This is a genomic window from Chryseobacterium sp. SORGH_AS_0447 (assembly GCF_030818695.1).
Classification (GTDB): domain Bacteria; phylum Bacteroidota; class Bacteroidia; order Flavobacteriales; family Weeksellaceae; genus Chryseobacterium.
This window is the reverse complement of record NZ_JAUTAR010000001.1, coordinates 3,247,686-3,265,452: the sequence shown is the minus strand read 5'-3', so window position 1 is coordinate 3,265,452 and position 17,767 is coordinate 3,247,686. Positions and strand designations below refer to the sequence as shown.

The window sequence follows — 17,767 nt, the reverse complement described above, 5'->3', positions numbered from 1 at the left end:
AAAATTTGCGTTACATCACTATCAAACAATCAATAAGAAGTTTAACAATAATCTATATATAAAAACATCGCGTTTCCCAAAAATCTTACGATCTTTGCTTTAACAATTAAATAAACTTACTCAACAGACATAACAATGAAAATACTAGCTATTGCAGGAAGCAATTCCGATACGTCGATCAATAAACTTTTAGTCTCTTATGCTGCTTCACTTATTCCGAACGCAGAGGTAGAAGTCGTAGACATGAATGATTTTGAAATGCCGATCTACAAACACCAGCGTGAAGTGGAAAGCGGAGTGCCGCAGCAGGCAGTAGATCTTGCAGCCAAAATTGATGCGGCTAACATCCTGTTGGTTTCACTGTCCGAGCATAACGGAACGTATTCCACGGCTTTTAAAAATGTGTTCGACTGGACTTCCAGGATCAAGAACAGAGCCGTATGGAATGAGAAGCCGATGTTGCTGATGGCTACAGCTCCCGGAGGAAGAGGCGGATTAGGCGTTTTGGAAGCGGCAGAAAAACGTTTCCCGCTGCACGGTGGTAATATCATCGATACCTTTACACTTCCTTTCTTCAATGATAATTTTGACAAATCGGCTCAAAAGATTTCTAACGAGGAGAAAGACAACGAATTAAAAGAGAAAATCGCTAAGATTTCTGCTTTGGAGTCGATCCTTGAAAAATAGGTTTGAAAATTAATATAAAATTAATATCTTTGCAAAAAGAAAAAAGATGAAAATTCAGACCACTTTTAAAGAACATTCGTACAAGAAAGGGAATATTGTGGGCTCTGAAATTCTGAGATAAAACAACGGCCGATAATCTACTAAGATTGTCGGCTTTTTTGTTTTCAAAATTTGAAATAAAAGACAATATAATGTGCCGGTTTATCAATGTTACCTGTTGAAAGCATTGTTACACTGTTAAACTGAGGCATTGCTAGATTATTTAAAATATTATGAGCAACACGTACAAATCAGCAGGCGTAGACAAAGAAGAAGGATACAAAACCGTTGACAAGATCAAAAAGGCGGTGGGCGAAACACACAATTCTAATGTACTGAACCATTTGGGAAGTTTCGGAGCTTTCTATGAAATCGGAGGGTACCGGAATCCTGTTCTTGTTTCAGGAACCGATGGAGTAGGAACCAAGCTGAAAGTAGCTTTAGACTCAAAAAAATACGACTCTATCGGAGTAGACTGTTTTGCGATGTGTGCCAACGATATCCTGTGCCACGGTGCGAAGCCTTTATTCTTCCTGGATTATTTGGCTTGCGGAAAATTGGATTCCGAAATTGCTGCTGAAATCGTTTTGGGAATGGTAAACGCCTGTAAAGACAACAACTGTGCCCTGATCGGTGGTGAAACGGCTGAAATGCCGGGAATGTACCAGCCCGGAGACTACGATGTTGCCGGATTCTGCGTAGGAATTGTTGAAAAAGATGAAATTATCGACGGGTCTGCAATTAAAGCAGGTGATAAAATCATCGCGTTGCCAAGTTCAGGATTCCATTCCAACGGATTCTCCCTGGTAAGAAAAGTGTTCCCGGATTTCAACGAAGAATTCGAAGGGAAGCCTTTGTACGAAACTCTGTTGGTTCCTACAAAACTTTATTATAAAGATATTCACAAGATCCTTGAAGAAGTGAAAGTGGCAGGGATTGCTCACATCACCGGCGGAGGATTGTACGAAAATATTCCGAGAATTATCGGTGACGGCTTATGTGCTTCTATCGACGCTTCAAAAATCCGGATTCCGAGCATTATGCTGGAGCTGGAAAAAAGAGGTGGTGTAGCCCGTGAAGAAATGTTCGGAACCTTTAATATGGGGGTTGGGATGATCGTTGTCGTAGATGCGGAACACGCAGAAAAAATCTTGCACCTTCTGGATAATGCCTACGAAATCGGTGAAATTACCGAAGGAAACGAAAAGATCAATCTTTCAATATAAATCTACCAATATAACAATGTAGCAATTTACCAATCTTAAACATTGTTATATTGTTCCATTGATGCATGGCTACATTAGAATCTATGAAAAACATTGTTGTACTCGTTTCAGGTTCAGGAACTAACCTTCAGCGGATCATCGATACCATTGACAGCGGGGAAATTCCCAATGCAAAAGTGTCTTTGGTAGTGGCTGACAGAGAATGTTTCGGACTGGAAAGGGCAAAAAAGCATAACATCGATCACGTACTGATTCCGCGGGGAAAAAATTTCAGTGCCGAGCTGGGAAAAGTTATTCCTGAAAATACGGATCTTATCGTATTGGCCGGGTTTTTATCCATCCTGAAGCCTGAATTCTGTGAAAACTGGACCGGAAAAATCATCAACATTCATCCGGCACTGCTTCCGAAATTCGGAGGAAAAGGAATGTGGGGGCACCATGTTCATCAGGCAGTAATTGAGGCGAAGGAAAAAGAAAGCGGGGCCACCGTACATTTTGTGACACCGGGCATTGATGAAGGCGAAGCCATTCTTCAGAAATCGTTTGAAATAACGGAAGACGATACGGCAGAAACCATCGCCGGAAAAGTCCATCAGGTAGAATATGAAATCTTCCCGCAGGCGATTAAAAAAGTGCTCAATAATGTACCAATATAGCAATATAACAATTTACCAATATCATGTGATAAACCGTTGCATTGATACATTGATACACTGTTACATTAAGTAAAAAAAATCTAAGTAAAAATAAAGACCGGAGGTGAAAGAACCGGTCTACAGTTTGAAATAGCTGTAAAAAGTAAAAAATCGAAAGTAAAATGAGTAAAAAGAGAGTTTTAATCAGTGTTTCTGACAAAAGCGGATTAACCGAATTTGCACAGTTTCTCGAAGCCAGGAATTATGAACTGATTTCTACGGGAGGAACGTTCAAACATTTGAAAGACGCTGGTTTAAATCCCATTCAGATTGATGAAGTAACCGATTTCCCTGAAATGCTGGACGGAAGAGTGAAGACCCTTCACCCGAAAGTACACGGCGGATTACTGGCGGTGCGTTCCAACGAAGAACACATGAATACCGTTCAGGAACATGGCATTGGCCTGATCGACATGGTGATCGTAAATCTGTACCCTTTCTTTGAGAATGTAAACAAGGACATTTCTCTTCACGAAAAGGTAGAATTTATCGACATTGGTGGTCCTTCCATGCTTCGTTCTGCGGCTAAAAACTTTGATTCTGTAACGGTAATCACCGATGTGGAAGATTATGCAGCTGTACAGGCGGAAATGGAACAGAACGGCGATACCTACATCGAAACCCGTAAAAAACTGGCAGGAAAAGTGTTCAACCTTACCTCGGCTTATGACGCAGCGATCTCAAGAATGCTTCTTGATGAAGAATATCCTACTTATCTGAATGCTTCCTACAAAAAAGTTTCCGATCTGAGATACGGTGAAAACCCGCACCAGACGGCTGCTTACTACGTTTCTACTTTCGAGAACGGAGCGATGAAGGATTTCGAACAACTGGGCGGTAAAGAATTGTCTTTTAATAATTTAAGAGATATGGACCTTTGCTGGAAAGTGGTAACGGAATTCAAGGAAGAAATGGCTTGTTGTGCCGTTAAGCATTCTACCCCTTGTGGAGTGGCGATCGGAACTTCAGCCTTAGAAACCTATCAGAAAACTTTCGAGTGCGACCCGGTTTCCATTTTTGGCGGAATTGTTGCAATGAACTACAAAATCGATGCGGCAACAGCGGAAGAATTAAACAAAACGTTCCTTGAAATCGTAATGGCTCCTGAGTTTGACGAAGCTGCCTTAGAAGTTTTAAGAAAAAAGAAAAACCTGAGAATTATAAAGATCGTAAATCCGGTTTCCGATAAGCAGACCTGGGTAAAGATCGATGGCGGAATCCTGGTTCAGGACAACGACAGCATTTTCTCAGACGATATCAAAGTAGTGACTGAAACCCAGCCTACCGAAGAGCAGAAGAAAGCTTTATTGTTCTCCCAGAGAGTCGTTAAGTATGTAAAATCCAACGCGATCGTGGTTTCCAACGGGATCCAGGCTTTCGGGATCGGAGGCGGACAGGTAAACAGGATCTGGGCGACCCAACAGGCCATCGAAAGAGCGAAGGAGAAATTTTCCGGAACGCTTGTATTGGCTTCCGATGCATTCTTCCCATTCCGTGATGTCGTGGATTTCTGCGCTCAAGAAGGAATCACGGCCATCATTCAGCCGGGAGGAAGCGTAAAAGATCAGGACAGCATCGATGCAGCCAATGAGCACAACATTCCGATGATGTTCACCGGAATTAGACATTTTTTACACTAATTAAAATAGAATTAAAACGCATTCTGGATTGTAATTATACCATCCAAAATGATATATTTGTAAATTATAGACTAGCTAATTAAATAAAGTATGAGAATATTAATCATAGGTGAAGGGGGAAGAGAGTCTGCTTTGGCAGTAAAGCTTCAAAATGACCCGAGAATTACAAAAATGTTTTTTGCCAACGGGAATGCGACGACTGATGTGATAGGACAAAATGTAAACATACCGGATATTAAAGATCTCAGGGATTTTGCCATCAGGGAAAAAGTAGATCTTACCATCGTTGGTCCGGAAGCTCCTTTGGTAGCAGGGATCAGAGATGAGTTCAAAAAGCACGACCTTAAAGTTTTCGGCCCGAACCAAAAGGTGGCCAGTCTTGAAGGAAGTAAGGCATTTTCTAAGAAATTCATGCAGACCTATGGTATCAAAACCGCAACAGCAAAAGTATTTGATTCATACAGCGACGCCATTTCCTATGTTCAGGATCACGAATATCCTTTGGTGGTAAAAGCCAGCGGCCTTGCCGGAGGTAAAGGAGTTGTTATCTGTGATACCTGTGAAGAAGCGGAAGCTACTATTCACGATTTCATGATCAAAAGAATCTACGGAGATGCAGGCATCAGACTGGTTATCGAGGAATTCCTTGACGGTTTTGAAGCTTCCATCATTGCTTTCTCCAATGGAAGCAAAATATTCCCTTGTATCGCTGCCAAAGACTATAAAAAAGCAGGAAACGGCGATACCGGTCACAATACCGGAGGAATGGGATGTGTAGCGCCAAGCCCTGAATTTACCCAGGAACACTACGCGGATTTTGAAAAAAATATTCTGGAAACAACTGTTAACGGACTGAAAGCGGAAGGATTCAGCTTTAAGGGAATCATCTTCTTCGGATTGATGGTCACCAAAAAAGGAACTTACCTTCTTGAATACAACATGAGATTCGGAGATCCTGAAACGCAGGTATTGATGGCCCTTATGGAAAACAATCTGCTGGATGTAATCCAGGATTGTATGGAAGGAAAAGACATCGAGCTCAAATTCAAGGACGAAAAAGCCGTTTGTCTGGTGATGTGTTCAGGAGGCTATCCTAGAAATATCGAAACAGGTTTCGAAATCGTAGGCGAAGACCGGTTGAAGTACAGCACCCTGTTATATGCAGGAGCCATCCGAAAAGGAGACAAAGTGGTTTCCAACGGCGGAAGGGTACTGAACATTGTAGCCACCGGAGCCACCTATGAAGATGCCCGCAAGAAAGTATACGAGGACGCAGGTCACGTACATTTCGATTACGGCTTCTACAGAGAAGACATCGGAAAATTTTAAAATAAATGCCCTGATTTTTCGGGGCTTTTTTTTAAGGAGCCGGGAACCTGCTATCCGCTCATACTCCTCACGTTCCGGCCTTGCCGGCCCGCTGTGGGGTAACCGCTCCTATCAGGGCTAGGGCAGCAGTCTTTTGTAGAAACAGCTGTGTTTTAGAAAAGATTTATCAATACGATCGGGCTTTAGCCCGGTTAAACATCAATTATCAATCATCATTCATCAATAATAAAAATGAACAACGGTATTATCATATTGGATTTCGGATCACAGTACAACCAGCTTATCGGACGCAGAATCCGTGAGATGGGCGTTTACTCCGAGATCTTGCCATTCAATACACCATTAGAAACCCTATTGGAAAAACAGCCGAAAGGAATCATTCTTTCCGGAGGACCAAGCTCAGTTAACGCGGAAAATGCCCACCTGGTGCAGAAAGAACTGTACGAACAGGGAATTCCGGTGTTGGGAATCTGCTACGGAATGCAGCTTACCGCACACCTTTTGGGCGGGAAAGTTCACAAAGGCGTAAAAGGCGAATACGGAAAAGCCCACCTGGAAATCGTAAAAGAATCTTCTTTATTAAAAGGCGTAACCAACAACTCCGTGGTTTGGATGAGCCATTTTGATGAAGTGGGACAGCTGCCGGCAGGATTCGATTTAAATGCGAAATCAGGCGTAATTGCTTCCATTTCCAATGAAGAAAAGAAAATCTACTGCGTACAGTTCCACCCGGAAGTTTCCCATACGGAAGAAGGTGGTAAAATGCTGGAGAATTTCGTTTTCGGAATCTGTGATGCAGAGAAAAATTGGAAACTGACCAATTATATCGAAAAAACCGTAGAGGAAATCCGTGAAAGAGTAGGCGATCAGAAAGTAATCCTCGGCCTTTCCGGTGGAGTAGACTCTTCCGTAGCTGCGGTATTGATTCACAGGGCAATCGGAGATCAGCTGACGTGTATTTTCGTAGATACCGGGTTATTGAGAAAAGACGAAGGTAAAAAAGTAATGGATAATTACGGAGAACATTTCCACATGAACATCAAGCTGGTAGATGCTTCCGAAAGATTTTTATCCAAGCTGGCCGGCGTTGATGATCCTGAAGCCAAAAGAAAAATCATCGGAAACGAATTCATTCACGTATTCGATGAAGAATCCCATAAAATCGAAGGCGCAAAATTCCTGGCACAAGGGACTATTTATCCGGACGTCATCGAAAGCCAGTCGGTAAACGGACCGTCTGCCGTGATCAAGTCTCACCATAACGTAGGCGGGCTTCCGGAAGAGATGGAGTTTGAATTGCTGGAACCTTTGAGAGAGTTATTTAAGGACGAAGTAAGAAAAGTAGGGGAAGAATTAGGAATTCCTCATCATTTGGTGCACCGTCACCCTTTCCCGGGCCCGGGATTGGGAATCAGGATCCTGGGAGCTGTGGACGCTGAAAAAGTACGGATCTTACAGGAAGCCGATGATATTTTCATTGAAGAGCTTTACAAGAATGATCTCTATGAAAAAGTTTCCCAGGCTTTCGTAGTATTGCTTCCGGTAAAATCCGTTGGGGTAATGGGAGACGAAAGAACCTACGAATATACAGCAGTAGTCCGTTCTGCCAACACCATTGATTTCATGACGGCGACCTGGAGCAGGCTTCCGTATGAATTCCTGGATACTGTGTCCAGCAGAATCATCAACGAAGTAAGAGGAATCAACAGAGTGGCTTATGACATTTCCAGCAAACCACCTGCAACCATCGAGTGGGAATAATGGTAAAGAGATTGATTATACTCATAAAAAAATAAATTTCTTCGGAATAACTTTGTTATTCGAAATAATTTTTTTTCATCATTTGTGTTTTTTTGGCCTCCCGGAAGGGAGGTTTTTTTATTTCAGGCAATCTAACCTAACCTTGCGGGTTTCCAAAAACCCGTAAGGTTTAATTCAACACCATACATTTTCACTAAAGATCAAGATCTTACTTCTTAAATGCAAAATCTGATCGTCATTAATATGTTAAAGAACAGAGAAAAAGCGGCATTATTACTAATAAGCACTTTGATTATACGCCTGCTTAGTCAGATCAGTTTACTGATCCTTTCTTTGCCAACCTACCTTATGCATCAGAAAAAGCCAACTTTGCGTTAAAAATGTTAGCACGTTTAAAAAATCAAGTTACTCTTATGAGATTATACAATACCATTTGATATTTAAAGCATAATGGTGATGTTAAAAATAAAAACACCCGGCATCCAGCTTCCCCTCTTCCAGCCCATTAATCTGATTTCGATATACTTACTTTAATTAAATTTTAATCATGCAATCTAACTCGATAACCTATAATTTTATATTTTTGATATTAATTACCTCATGAAAATAATAGGAACGTGGACTACCGGGAATGACCTGCTGCTGATCGTTATTTCCGTTATTATCGGGCTTCTGATCGGTGCCGAAAGGGAATACCGCAACAAATCAGCCGGGTTGAGAACTTTCATCCTGATCAGTTTCGGCTCCTGTCTGTTTACCATCCTTTCCCTGAAAATAGGTATTTCAAACCCCGACCGGCTGGCGGCTAACATTGTTACAGGCATCGGGTTTCTGGGAGCGGGTGTTATCTTTAAGGACGACAATAAAATCGGTGGTATTACCACAGCAACCACCATCTGGGCGACTGCTTCTTTAGGCATGTGCATCGGTTCCGGACATATTTATCTGGCTCTTTTGGGGGTAGCCCTTGTACTGCTGGTCCTTACCCTGCTTTCTTATCTACAGGATTTCATTGATAACCGCCATAAGATCCGGGAATATTCGATCATCACGACCGATCAGAAAGATCTGGAATATTGTGAAACGCTTTTCAGCCGCTTCGGCCTGCAATTCTCCCTGGTGAGACAGCGGTTTGATGCCAACGGTTTTTCCACCACCTGGAAAATTACGGGAAACATCAACAGCCACCAGGCACTGCTCCGCCAGATGATGAACGACACCAGAATCCATGCTTACCAATTTTAATACCGCATACGATGAATACTAAACAAAAAGCCGCTCAATACAGCAATATATGGCTAGCTGAGCCTGAAGACCACGACTTTCCCGCCGCTTTGGATTATCTGGAACTTATCTTTGAGCCTGAAGCAGCAACAGCATTTGTAGAAAAACTGAAGCAGACAAAGACTATTCAAAAAAAATCAAAGGACATTTTCAGGGCCAGCAGTCTGCCGCTGCTTCCGAAAGACAACATCCATGTAAAAGAAAATCTTAAAAAAGTAAAGAACAACAAGAAGCTTTCTCCAATTCTTCTGGTCCGTGGGAATCATGAAAGACTTATCATCGCAGATGGTTATCATCGGTTGTGCTGCAGCTATTACCTTATGGAAGACCTGGAAGTCCCATGCCGTCTGGTTTGAGTTTATTATGTTAAAACAGAGCATCTTAAATAATAATTATGATTTTTTAAGCTTATAAAAAATGAATTTCTCTGTCAGATCAATGTATTAATTGCAGAAAGAACTAATTTTTCGTCAAAATCAAGTTGAAAAGACTAAAATTGTTTTAATGAAAACAGGAGAAGCAAAACATTTATGGCAATTAGTAAAATATAAATTACTTTAAATACAACATGTTTATAGAAAATAAGATAGTTTATGAGCATTGATAACATTGAATTAAAATACACAATATTTTTTGCATCAGAATTATTAATATGCGAATTAAACAATTCGTTTAAATTATGTGATACATTACCTGCTGTTTCAGAATAAAAAAATCTTAAGAAAAAAACAATAATTGCACATGTACTCAAAATCAATGCATATATTTTCATTCGCTTCAAAACGTTTTAATTTCCCTAATTTTCCCTAAATTTAAACAAAATTACATCAAATGCAAATAGAAACAAGAGCGCTCACCGTTGAGGATTACCCGGAGCTGGTGGAGACGATGAAGAGGGCATACCCGCAAATGTCTGAATACGTATGGTCCAGGAGAAGCATCGAAAAGCTGACGAAAATGTTTCCGCAGGGGCAGATCTGCATTACGGTAGACGGGAAACTGGCCGCCGTGGCACTATCCATTATCGTCGACTACGATGAATTCGGAGATGATCATACCTACAGCGATATTACGGGAAATTATACATTCAACACCCATATTTCTACGGGAAATACACTGTATGGGATTGAGGTTTTTGTGGATCCGGAATTCCGGGAACTTCGTTTGGGAAGGAGGCTGTATGATGCCCGCAAGGAACTTTGCGAACTGCTGAACCTTCGGTCGATTGTTTTAGGTGGCAGGATTCCGAATTACCATAAGCACAACGATCTTTCACCGAGAGAATACATCCGGAAAGTCCGCGACAAGGAAATTTATGATCCGGTCTTATCGTTCCAGCTTTCCAATAATTTCCTGCCGATCAGGGTATTGAAGGGTTATCTTCCCGAAGACGAATCTTCGGGTGAGAATGCGGTATTGCTGCAATGGAACAACATCTATTACAGCAAAAAACCAAACACCATGCAGGACAGCATCATCCGTTTGGGGCTGGTGCAGTGGCAGATGCGCCATTTCAAAGACATCGATGCTTTTTACGAGCAGGTAGAATTCTTCGTCAATGTGATGGGGGATTACAAAGCGGATTTCGTGCTCTTCCCGGAACTGTTCAATACACCTTTGCTGGCGCCGTTCAACAAGCTTTCGGAAAGGGACAGTATGATTGAGCTGGCCAAGCTGACGGCAGAGATCAGGATGAAAATCTCGGATCTGGCCATCAGTTATAACGTCAACATCATCTCCGGAAGCATGCCGGTTTTCGAAAACAATGATTTGTACAACGTCAGTTACCTCCTTCACCGCGACGGTCGGGTAGACGAGTACCGGAAGGTTCATATCACCCCGAACGAACGGAAGTATTACGGGATGAAGGGTGGAAATGAGATCAGGGTCTTTGATACCGACTGCGGAAAGATCGGGCTGGTGATCTGCTATGATGTAGAGTTTCCGGAACTGCCGAGGATTCTCGCCGACCAGGGAATGAAAATCCTGTTTGTGCCTTACCTTACCGATACCCAGAATGCGTACACACGGGTTCGCCACTGTGCGGCTGCGAGGGCGATCGAGAATGAATGTTATGTAGCCATTGCAGGCTGTGTGGGAAATCTTCCGGGCGTAAACAATATGGACATCCAGTTCGGGCAGGCTGCTGTTTTTACACCGTCTGATTTTGCTTTTCCGTCGAATGCGGTAAAAGGAGAAGCCACTCCCAACACTGAAATGACACTGATTGTCGATGTGGATTTAAATCTTCTGAAAGACCTTCATCATCACGGTTCGGTTCAGGTCATGAAAGACCGCCGGAAGGATTTATATGAAACGTATTTGAAATAAAAATAAAAGGCTGTCCAAAAAATTCAGGCAGCCTTTATTTTACTTATTTTGCAGCGATTACAATACCTGAGGGCAAACGACTGCAGGGCAGATTAATCGGGGACATCTTGGTCTTCCGTCATCAGGACAGCACTTGTTTGAACAGTTGTCAAACGGTCCGCCTCCTGAAATACCCTTCATCTGCGATCTTGATACTTTTTTTAAATTTTTCATTTTAATAATTTTATAGGTTAGTTTCACTGTTTGGTGAATGTAAAGTTAAAAAAAATCGCCATATAAACTCAGTTTGGGAAAATAATTACATTTTATTTAACATTTAATAGAAAAATTTAATTTTCAGTAGGAATAATTTTTGAGTTAAATTGCAGTTATATTTCAGGATATGTTTGATAAGCAGCAAAGAAAATTGAAAAGATCGGCCAAGCTCATTTCCGTATTAAGCAAATACGGGTTTAAAGACATGCTGGCCCGAATGAACGGCGGAAACAGAGAGGAAGTTCAGGCAAATGCAGAAGAAGTTGTTTCCAAAGGCACCGTCTACGAAAGAATCAGGTTGGTACTGGAAGAGCTGGGACCTACCTTCGTGAAGCTCGGGCAGACTTTCAGCAACAGGGAAGACCTGCTTCCGCCTGAACTCATCCAGGAGCTTCAAAAGCTTCAGGATAAGGTGGAAACGGTAGACATGAACGTAGAGGAAATCCTGGAAAACGAATTCAATATCACCGTTAAAGACCATTTTGCTGAGATCCGAAAAGTTCCGTTGGCAACGGCTTCCATTGCCCAGGTATACAAAGCCATCCTGACAGACGGGACGGAGGTGATTTTAAAAATTAAAAAGCCTGAGGTGCAGACGGTAATCGAAGATGATCTGCTCTTAATTAAAGATCTGGAAAAACTGGTGTCTTCCTATTCTGAAATCGGCGAAAAGCTGAACCTGAAGCAGGCGATTTCTACCTTTGAAAAGTCTCTATTGGAAGAGGTGTCGTTAATTAATGAAAAAGAAAACATTCTTCAGTTCAGAAGGAATTTCAAAAACAGCAAAGAAACCTACGTTCCGATTGTTTATGAGGAATATTCCAACAACAATGTCCTCTGCATGGAATTTATCGACGGTATCAAGGTGACGGATACTGCAACACTTTTACAATATGATATTGATCCGGTCTATGTTTCAGAAGCGGGTTTAAGGCTTTTCGTTTCACAGATTTTGGATTACGGTTTTTTCCACGCCGATCCTCACGCAGGAAATATTCTCGTGAAAAAAGACGGCAAGGTTGTCTTCATCGATTTTGGAGCTGTAGGAAAGATACCGCCGAACGATAAAGAAATCCTGGAAAACCTGATTGTCAGTTTTGTTGCTAAAAATCCGCATAAAATTGTCCGTTACCTCAAGAAAATGGCCGTCAGCTATCAGATTCCCGATGAAAAGAGATTTGAGGCCGATGTGGAGGATATTCTGAATTTTGTACACAGCACTTCACTGAAAGAAATTAATCCGCAGGCCATCATCAACAAGATGAAAGATGTGCTGAAAGACAACCGCCTGTACATGCCGGATTATTTTTATCTCTTATTTAAAGGGATCGGCCTGATTGAAGGGGTAGGAAGAACGATCAATCCGGAGCTGGACGTAGTAAAAAGCCTGCATCCTTACACGAAGAAAATCTTTGCCAGGAAAATCAGTCCGAAACATCTGATGAAGACGGGAATGGACCGGATGATGATGTTCACGGATAATGTCGATGAGATCCCGAGGGAGCTTCGTTCCGTCTTACAAAAGTTGGACGAAAATAAGTTCACGGTTTCCAGCGAAATCAAAAATATTGAAAAAACCAACCAGCTGATCAAATCAAGCATCGTCAATCTGATGCTAGCCATGGTTTTGGCAGCAAATATCATCGCTACAGCCATCGTCTTTGTGTCCGAAGCCGGTCCGAGAATCGGAGAACTGTCTTTAGTTGCGGTATTGGGATTTATTTTTTCCGTTTTTTTAATTGTTGTGATTCTGTTAAGGATTACGAGGAAATAGCTTGCGAATTGGTTTAATTCGATTACGCTTTGTTAAATGAATTATTATCATCAAATCCCATAATCCATATTCCGTAGGAATATTATCTGTATAGCTACAATAAAGGTTAAATAAGATGCACGCCGTAGATGTGCTGTCTCGTATATTGGCGATAAAAAAGATAGAACTCCGCTGGAGTTCAGATATTTTCCGAATACTTTCCTACACAGATATTGCTCCTATGGAGCAAATCCAATTTAACTGAAACTCTAAATGCCTGAAATGTGCTATTTGCTGATTTTTTTAGAACAGATTATTAATGATGATATCCTTAGCCTCAAAAAATAAAATCTGCGAAATCTGCGAAATCAGCGTGATTCAATTTAGATATACAATTTGACAGCCTCATTCAAGAGTATCACGATCACCCAATCTCAAAATCTATATTCCAATAATAAGGGCGAATAAGATGCACGCCATCGGTGTGCTGTCTCAATATTGGCAATAAAAAAAGATAGAACTCCGCTGGAGTTCAGATATTTTTCCGAATACTTTCCTACACAGATATTGCTCCTACGGAGCAAGTCCAATTTAACTGCAACTCTAAATACCGGAAATGTGCTATTTGCTGATTTTTTGAAACAGATTCATTAATGTTGATATTCTTAGCCTCACAAAATAAAATCTGCGCAATCACCAAAATCTGCGTGATTCAATTTAGATATACAATTTGACAGCCTCATTCAAGAGTATCACGATCACCAATCCCAAAATCCATATTCCGTAGGAATATTATCTGTGTAGCCAAAATAAAGGTTAAATGAGAGGCACGCCGGAGCTGTGCTATTTGGTAAAGCACAAACAAGCTCCTGCTACATCTTTTAAATTTAATGTATGCATTATCGAAAATCACAACTCTGGTCTAAATAAATCTACACAGTCAGTGCAGTTTAGATTTTTAAACTTTAAAAAATTAATTGCCTATCTTTGCAAAATGGAACAACTCACTTTTGCAGATTTTGACCTGCCGGTTAAAATTCTTGATGTTTTAGCAGACCTGAATTTATTTGAACCGACGCCGATTCAGGAAAAAAGTCTAAAGCCGATCCTTTCCGGACGTGATGTCATGGGCATTGCACAAACAGGAACGGGGAAGACGTTAGCTTATCTTTTACCTGTTTTAAAGACCTGGAAATACAACAAAACCGGAAATCCAACCGTTTTGGTGCTCGTGCCGACACGGGAATTGGTGGTGCAGGTAACGGAAATCGTAGAGAAACTGACCGAAAATATTACTGCAAGAGTGATCGGAATCTACGGTGGTAAAAACATCAATACCCAAAAACTGCTGTTTAATGACGGTTGCGATATCCTGATCGGAACACCGGGAAGGGTAATGGACCTTGCCATCGACAATGCCATTTCCCTGAAAGAAGTCCAAAAACTCATTATTGATGAATTCGACGAAATGCTGAACCTCGGTTTCAGGCCGCAGCTGACTCATATTTTCGAAATGATGAAGGAGAAAAGGCAGAATATCCTATTCTCGGCAACCATGACGGAAGCGGTAGATGAAATGCTCGACCAGTATTTCGCCAGCCCGGTGGAAATTTCCCTGGCCAGATCCGGAACGCCGCTTGAAAAAATCGAGCAGACCGCTTACAAGGTAGAGAATTTCAATACCAAGATTAATTTGCTGGAGCATTTGCTGAAGACGAATGTCGATATGTCTAAGGTCTTGATTTTTACCAACAATAAGAAAAATGCGGATCTTCTTTTCACGAAAATCGATGAGCTTTTCCCGGAACAGTTTGATGTTATCCACTCCAATAAATCCCAGAACTACAGGCTGAAAGCCATGAAGCGCTTTGAACAGGAGGAAATCAAAGGATTAATTACAACAGACGTTATGGCGAGAGGTCTGGATATTTCCGATATTACCCATGTTGTCAACTTTGAAACTCCCGATATTCCGGAGCAATACATCCACAGGATTGGTAGAACGGGTAGGGCGGATAAAGACGGAAAGGCAGTGACTTTCGTTACAAAAAAAGAAGAAACTTTAGCGCTGGATATCGAGTTGCTGATGGACAAAGAACTTCGATACATCGATTTCCCTGCAGAAGTGAAGATCAATCCTAAGAAGATCGCATCCGAAGAAGAGCAGGTGGTTATGAAAAATCCTGCGATGGTAAAAATCGGTGAAGGAGGAGGAGCATTCCACGAGAAAAAGGCGAAAAATACCAAAGAAAACTGGGGCGGACCTTCAAAAAGAAAAGCACCAAAAAAATTCGGGGCCAACAGGGCGCAGCAAAAAGCGATATCAAAATCCAAGAAAAAGAAATAAAAAAACACCCGGAAATTTCCGGGTGTTTTTTGTTATCTGGCCAATACAAGGATAATTTTGTCATCCACGCCATCGCCGTTCACGTCATCGTAATCACTAACGACATGAAGTTCTTTGCTGTTGAGAACCAATACTTCACTGGTATCGCCGTCAACAGTCAATTGCATATTTCCCGCATTAAAAGAATACGGAGATGTTTCGGTTCCAAAGTTTTCGCAGTTTCCATTTGAATTTTCATCATAAATCGTACTTGATAAGGTATTGTTCGATTTAAAGTTGAAGGTGCTTTTTTTGTAGCAGGTAGAATGGGGATCGTTGTAAAGGGTATTTCCATTTTTTCCGGAGATGGCTTTTTCGCTTACCGGTCTCCAGGTACCTACGATAGAATTTGGATCTTCATCATCATTATTATTACAGGAAGTAAAAATGAAACCGGCCGAAACGGCAAGAAATAATAGCTTTTTCATGGTTTATAATTTTAAAGATGCAAAGAAAAGAAAAAAAATTACTCCTGCAAATTCTTTTTCAGCAAAAGATTAAAAATAAAAGGCTGTCTCATTGCTTATGAAACAGCCTTTTATTGATCTATAGCTCATCATCGTCATTGAGGAAATCGAGTTCATCGTCACGTTGGATATAATCAGGGCTAATCCCTGGCGGATTGAACAGGCCCCAATCATCTACAATAAAATGTTTCGGGTTGAATCCTGCTACCCAATCTACAAACAAAACCCGGAATTCTTCTATAAGGTTTCTGATCAATTTGTAATATTTTGCATCGGTAAATCCTAACATTTCCAGATTGTTGCCGCTCACCATGATGTCCCTTGATGCTTTACGGATGATGGCTGCGTTTTCCATTTTGATATCATAAAGCTTTACCGCTTCCGCACCACAGATTTTTGCCAGGATTACCATACTGTCTTCGAGGATATACGATTTAATACTCTGAAGGTAATTATTGTCTTCCGGAAACAGGTCGGTAATGATGCTTACCGTCTTGTAAATTTCTTCGGCCTTTTTATAAATTGGCAATTCTTTGGCAGGTCTGTCCATTTTATTTCATATAAGGATTCATCACTGAAGTCCAGAGTTTATAGCCTTCAGGGGTCATATGGAGCATATCTTCTACAAAAAGATCTTTTCTTACGTTTCCGTCGCGGTCTTCCATCACCTTTGTAATATCGATGAATTCGGCGCGGGGTTCCTTTTTCATAAAAGCAGCAATTTTTTTATTTGCCTCCTTCATCTGCGGCCAGAGCTTTTCGCGGCTCGGAGAATACTTAATAGAAATATAATCTACTTCGACATTCGGGAATTTGGCTCTGATTTTTTTATAGAACGTCTTGAAACGGTCCACTACAACATCTGCTTTCAATTGGTCATTGTCTGCAAAATCGTTCTCACCGCAATAGATGATGATTTGTTTCGGCTGGTAAGGGTTCAGGAGATCGTTGGCATAATAATTAAGATCGGTTAACCTTGAGCCTCCGAAACCCCTGTTGATGATGGTTTTATCCGGAAAATAGTTGGCTACATCCGTCCACTTTGTAAAAGAAGAACTGCCGACTAACAAAATGGCATTTTTTGCCGGAGGATTTTTCTGGTCAAGCTCTTTGAAATGCTGGATGTCCTGCCAGAACATCGGTTTTTCCTGTGAAAATAAAAGGGCAAAGGTCAGTAGTAAAAATGCTGAAAACATCTTCTTCATTGTTTAATAATTTTTAGGGTCTATTAAATTCTCTTTTTCATTTAATTAAAAAACTCCCGAAATTCCGGGAGTTTCTTTTTATCTTTTGTAGGTAATGTATTCTGCGTCTAAGATCGTGTCTCCATTCTGATCGATGTTACCGGACATCTGCTTGATTCTCATTTCTGAGCTGGTTAGCACGACAATTCGGTAACTTACCGGACTGTTGTTCTTGTAGGTAACCACCAAATCTTTGGTTTCAGTATTGTAAGTGTAATTTCCTTCAAGTTTTGTAGCTACCTGGCAGTTGGTTCCTGTACCTCCGTAGGTCGTAAACGAAGTGTAATAATCTGTCCTGAATTCTAAATTATCTTTAATACTGCATCCTGTAGGAACTTCTGTATTAATTGCGGTCTTATCGTCTTTCCCGGATATTACTTCTTTTTTACTAATCTTCCAATCGCCTTTCATCATATCCATTTCATAAGCTTGGATATCATCATCTTCACAGGAAGTAAGCGCTAGCGCTGAAAAGGCAAATAAAAGTAACGTTTTTTTCATTTTTACAAATTTAGAATATGCTAAAATATAAATAAATTTGAAATATATATAATGAAATTACGGTTTTTTAAACGAATGTTTGCAGAAAAGGTAAATTAGATACTAGCAGGGTGAAGAATACTGTGAATTTTACGTATAAATCTACTTTCTAATCGGAAAGAATATGAAT

General features: G+C 40.9%; 16 protein-coding genes. 11 read left to right on the top strand and 5 right to left on the bottom strand.

The features are described from left to right. Window positions 1-135 precede the first annotated feature (135 nt). From QE422_RS14900 to QE422_RS14860, 9 genes are all read left to right on the top strand, one after another. On the top strand, window positions 136-687 hold the full coding sequence (locus QE422_RS14900) for an NADPH-dependent FMN reductase (RefSeq protein WP_307460006.1): 552 nt from the start codon (window positions 136-138) through the stop codon (window positions 685-687). A gap of 272 nt (window positions 688-959) precedes the next feature. Continuing rightward, window positions 960-1,952 (top strand): phosphoribosylformylglycinamidine cyclo-ligase, encoded by a 993-nt coding sequence (purM, locus tag QE422_RS14895; RefSeq protein ID WP_307460003.1) that lies wholly within the window; start codon window positions 960-962, stop codon window positions 1,950-1,952. An 83-nt stretch (window positions 1,953-2,035) separates the two neighbouring features. Further along, the gene (purN, locus tag QE422_RS14890) at window positions 2,036-2,608 is read left to right on the top strand and encodes a phosphoribosylglycinamide formyltransferase (protein ID WP_307460000.1); all 573 of its coding nucleotides are present in this window, start codon (window positions 2,036-2,038) and stop codon (window positions 2,606-2,608) included. Window positions 2,609-2,769: 161 nt separating this feature from the next. Further along, entirely contained in the window at window positions 2,770-4,287 is a 1,518-nt protein-coding gene (gene purH, locus QE422_RS14885; RefSeq protein WP_307459998.1) for a bifunctional phosphoribosylaminoimidazolecarboxamide formyltransferase/IMP cyclohydrolase, read from the top strand. Window positions 4,288-4,377: 90 nt separating this feature from the next. Continuing rightward, window positions 4,378-5,616, top strand: a complete 1,239-nt coding sequence (gene purD, locus QE422_RS14880; protein ID WP_307459995.1) for a phosphoribosylamine--glycine ligase — start codon at window positions 4,378-4,380, stop codon at window positions 5,614-5,616. Window positions 5,617-5,847: 231 nt separating this feature from the next. Beyond that, entirely contained in the window at window positions 5,848-7,377 is a 1,530-nt protein-coding gene (guaA, locus tag QE422_RS14875) for a glutamine-hydrolyzing GMP synthase (RefSeq protein WP_307459993.1), read from the top strand. Between the two features lie 600 nt (window positions 7,378-7,977). Continuing rightward, window positions 7,978-8,622, top strand: coding sequence for an MgtC/SapB family protein (locus tag QE422_RS14870; RefSeq protein WP_307459990.1), 645 nt, complete (start codon window positions 7,978-7,980; stop codon window positions 8,620-8,622). An 11-nt stretch (window positions 8,623-8,633) separates the two neighbouring features. After that, the gene (locus QE422_RS14865) at window positions 8,634-9,017 is read left to right on the top strand and encodes a hypothetical protein (protein ID WP_307459988.1); all 384 of its coding nucleotides are present in this window, start codon (window positions 8,634-8,636) and stop codon (window positions 9,015-9,017) included. Window positions 9,018-9,492: 475 nt separating this feature from the next. Further along, entirely contained in the window at window positions 9,493-10,992 is a 1,500-nt protein-coding gene (locus QE422_RS14860) for a carbon-nitrogen hydrolase family protein (RefSeq protein WP_307459985.1), read from the top strand. Window positions 10,993-11,049: 57 nt separating this feature from the next. On the opposite strand, the gene QE422_RS14855 is transcribed toward QE422_RS14860, so the two are convergent. Continuing rightward, window positions 11,050-11,205, bottom strand: coding sequence for a hypothetical protein (locus QE422_RS14855; protein ID WP_307459982.1), 156 nt, complete (start codon window positions 11,203-11,205; stop codon window positions 11,050-11,052). Window positions 11,206-11,374: 169 nt separating this feature from the next. On the opposite strand from QE422_RS14855, the gene QE422_RS14850 reads away from it, so the two are divergent. Next, window positions 11,375-13,021, top strand: a complete 1,647-nt coding sequence (locus QE422_RS14850) for an AarF/ABC1/UbiB kinase family protein (protein WP_307459979.1) — start codon at window positions 11,375-11,377, stop codon at window positions 13,019-13,021. Window positions 13,022-13,994: 973 nt separating this feature from the next. Then, complete coding sequence (locus tag QE422_RS14845; RefSeq protein WP_307459977.1) at window positions 13,995-15,347, top strand: DEAD/DEAH box helicase; 1,353 nt, start codon at window positions 13,995-13,997, stop codon at window positions 15,345-15,347. Window positions 15,348-15,379: 32 nt separating this feature from the next. Here the strand turns inward: QE422_RS14845 and QE422_RS14840 are convergent, their stop codons facing one another. From QE422_RS14840 to QE422_RS14825, 4 genes are all read right to left on the bottom strand, one after another. Beyond that, a complete protein-coding gene (locus QE422_RS14840) occupies window positions 15,380-15,814 on the bottom strand; it encodes a lipocalin family protein (protein ID WP_307459974.1) in 435 nt (144 codons plus the stop codon). A 118-nt stretch (window positions 15,815-15,932) separates the two neighbouring features. Next, the gene (locus QE422_RS14835) at window positions 15,933-16,403 is read right to left on the bottom strand and encodes a hypothetical protein (protein ID WP_307459971.1); all 471 of its coding nucleotides are present in this window, start codon (window positions 16,401-16,403) and stop codon (window positions 15,933-15,935) included. Between the two features lies 1 nt (window position 16,404). Beyond that, on the bottom strand, window positions 16,405-17,058 hold the full coding sequence (locus QE422_RS14830) for a GDSL-type esterase/lipase family protein (protein WP_307459968.1): 654 nt from the start codon (window positions 17,056-17,058) through the stop codon (window positions 16,405-16,407). Window positions 17,059-17,136: 78 nt separating this feature from the next. Continuing rightward, window positions 17,137-17,598 (bottom strand): lipocalin family protein, encoded by a 462-nt coding sequence (locus tag QE422_RS14825; RefSeq protein ID WP_307459965.1) that lies wholly within the window; start codon window positions 17,596-17,598, stop codon window positions 17,137-17,139. Window positions 17,599-17,767 lie beyond the last annotated feature (169 nt).

Coding starts and splice junctions, on each gene's coding strand:
- QE422_RS14855 (WP_307459982.1), bottom strand. CDS start 11,205: ATGAAAAATTTAAAAAAAGTATCAAGATCGCAGATGAAGGGTATTTCA.
- QE422_RS14825 (WP_307459965.1), bottom strand. CDS start 17,598: ATGAAAAAAACGTTACTTTTATTTGCCTTTTCAGCGCTAGCGCTTACT.
- QE422_RS14845 (WP_307459977.1), top strand. CDS start 13,995: ATGGAACAACTCACTTTTGCAGATTTTGACCTGCCGGTTAAAATTCTT.
- QE422_RS14865 (WP_307459988.1), top strand. CDS start 8,634: ATGAATACTAAACAAAAAGCCGCTCAATACAGCAATATATGGCTAGCT.
- guaA (WP_307459993.1), top strand. CDS start 5,848: ATGAACAACGGTATTATCATATTGGATTTCGGATCACAGTACAACCAG.
- QE422_RS14835 (WP_307459971.1), bottom strand. CDS start 16,403: ATGGACAGACCTGCCAAAGAATTGCCAATTTATAAAAAGGCCGAAGAA.
- purN (WP_307460000.1), top strand. CDS start 2,036: ATGAAAAACATTGTTGTACTCGTTTCAGGTTCAGGAACTAACCTTCAG.
- QE422_RS14870 (WP_307459990.1), top strand. CDS start 7,978: ATGAAAATAATAGGAACGTGGACTACCGGGAATGACCTGCTGCTGATC.
- purM (WP_307460003.1), top strand. CDS start 960: ATGAGCAACACGTACAAATCAGCAGGCGTAGACAAAGAAGAAGGATAC.
- QE422_RS14830 (WP_307459968.1), bottom strand. CDS start 17,058: ATGAAGAAGATGTTTTCAGCATTTTTACTACTGACCTTTGCCCTTTTA.
- QE422_RS14900 (WP_307460006.1), top strand. CDS start 136: ATGAAAATACTAGCTATTGCAGGAAGCAATTCCGATACGTCGATCAAT.
- purH (WP_307459998.1), top strand. CDS start 2,770: ATGAGTAAAAAGAGAGTTTTAATCAGTGTTTCTGACAAAAGCGGATTA.
- QE422_RS14860 (WP_307459985.1), top strand. CDS start 9,493: ATGCAAATAGAAACAAGAGCGCTCACCGTTGAGGATTACCCGGAGCTG.
- purD (WP_307459995.1), top strand. CDS start 4,378: ATGAGAATATTAATCATAGGTGAAGGGGGAAGAGAGTCTGCTTTGGCA.
- QE422_RS14840 (WP_307459974.1), bottom strand. CDS start 15,814: ATGAAAAAGCTATTATTTCTTGCCGTTTCGGCCGGTTTCATTTTTACT.
- QE422_RS14850 (WP_307459979.1), top strand. CDS start 11,375: ATGTTTGATAAGCAGCAAAGAAAATTGAAAAGATCGGCCAAGCTCATT.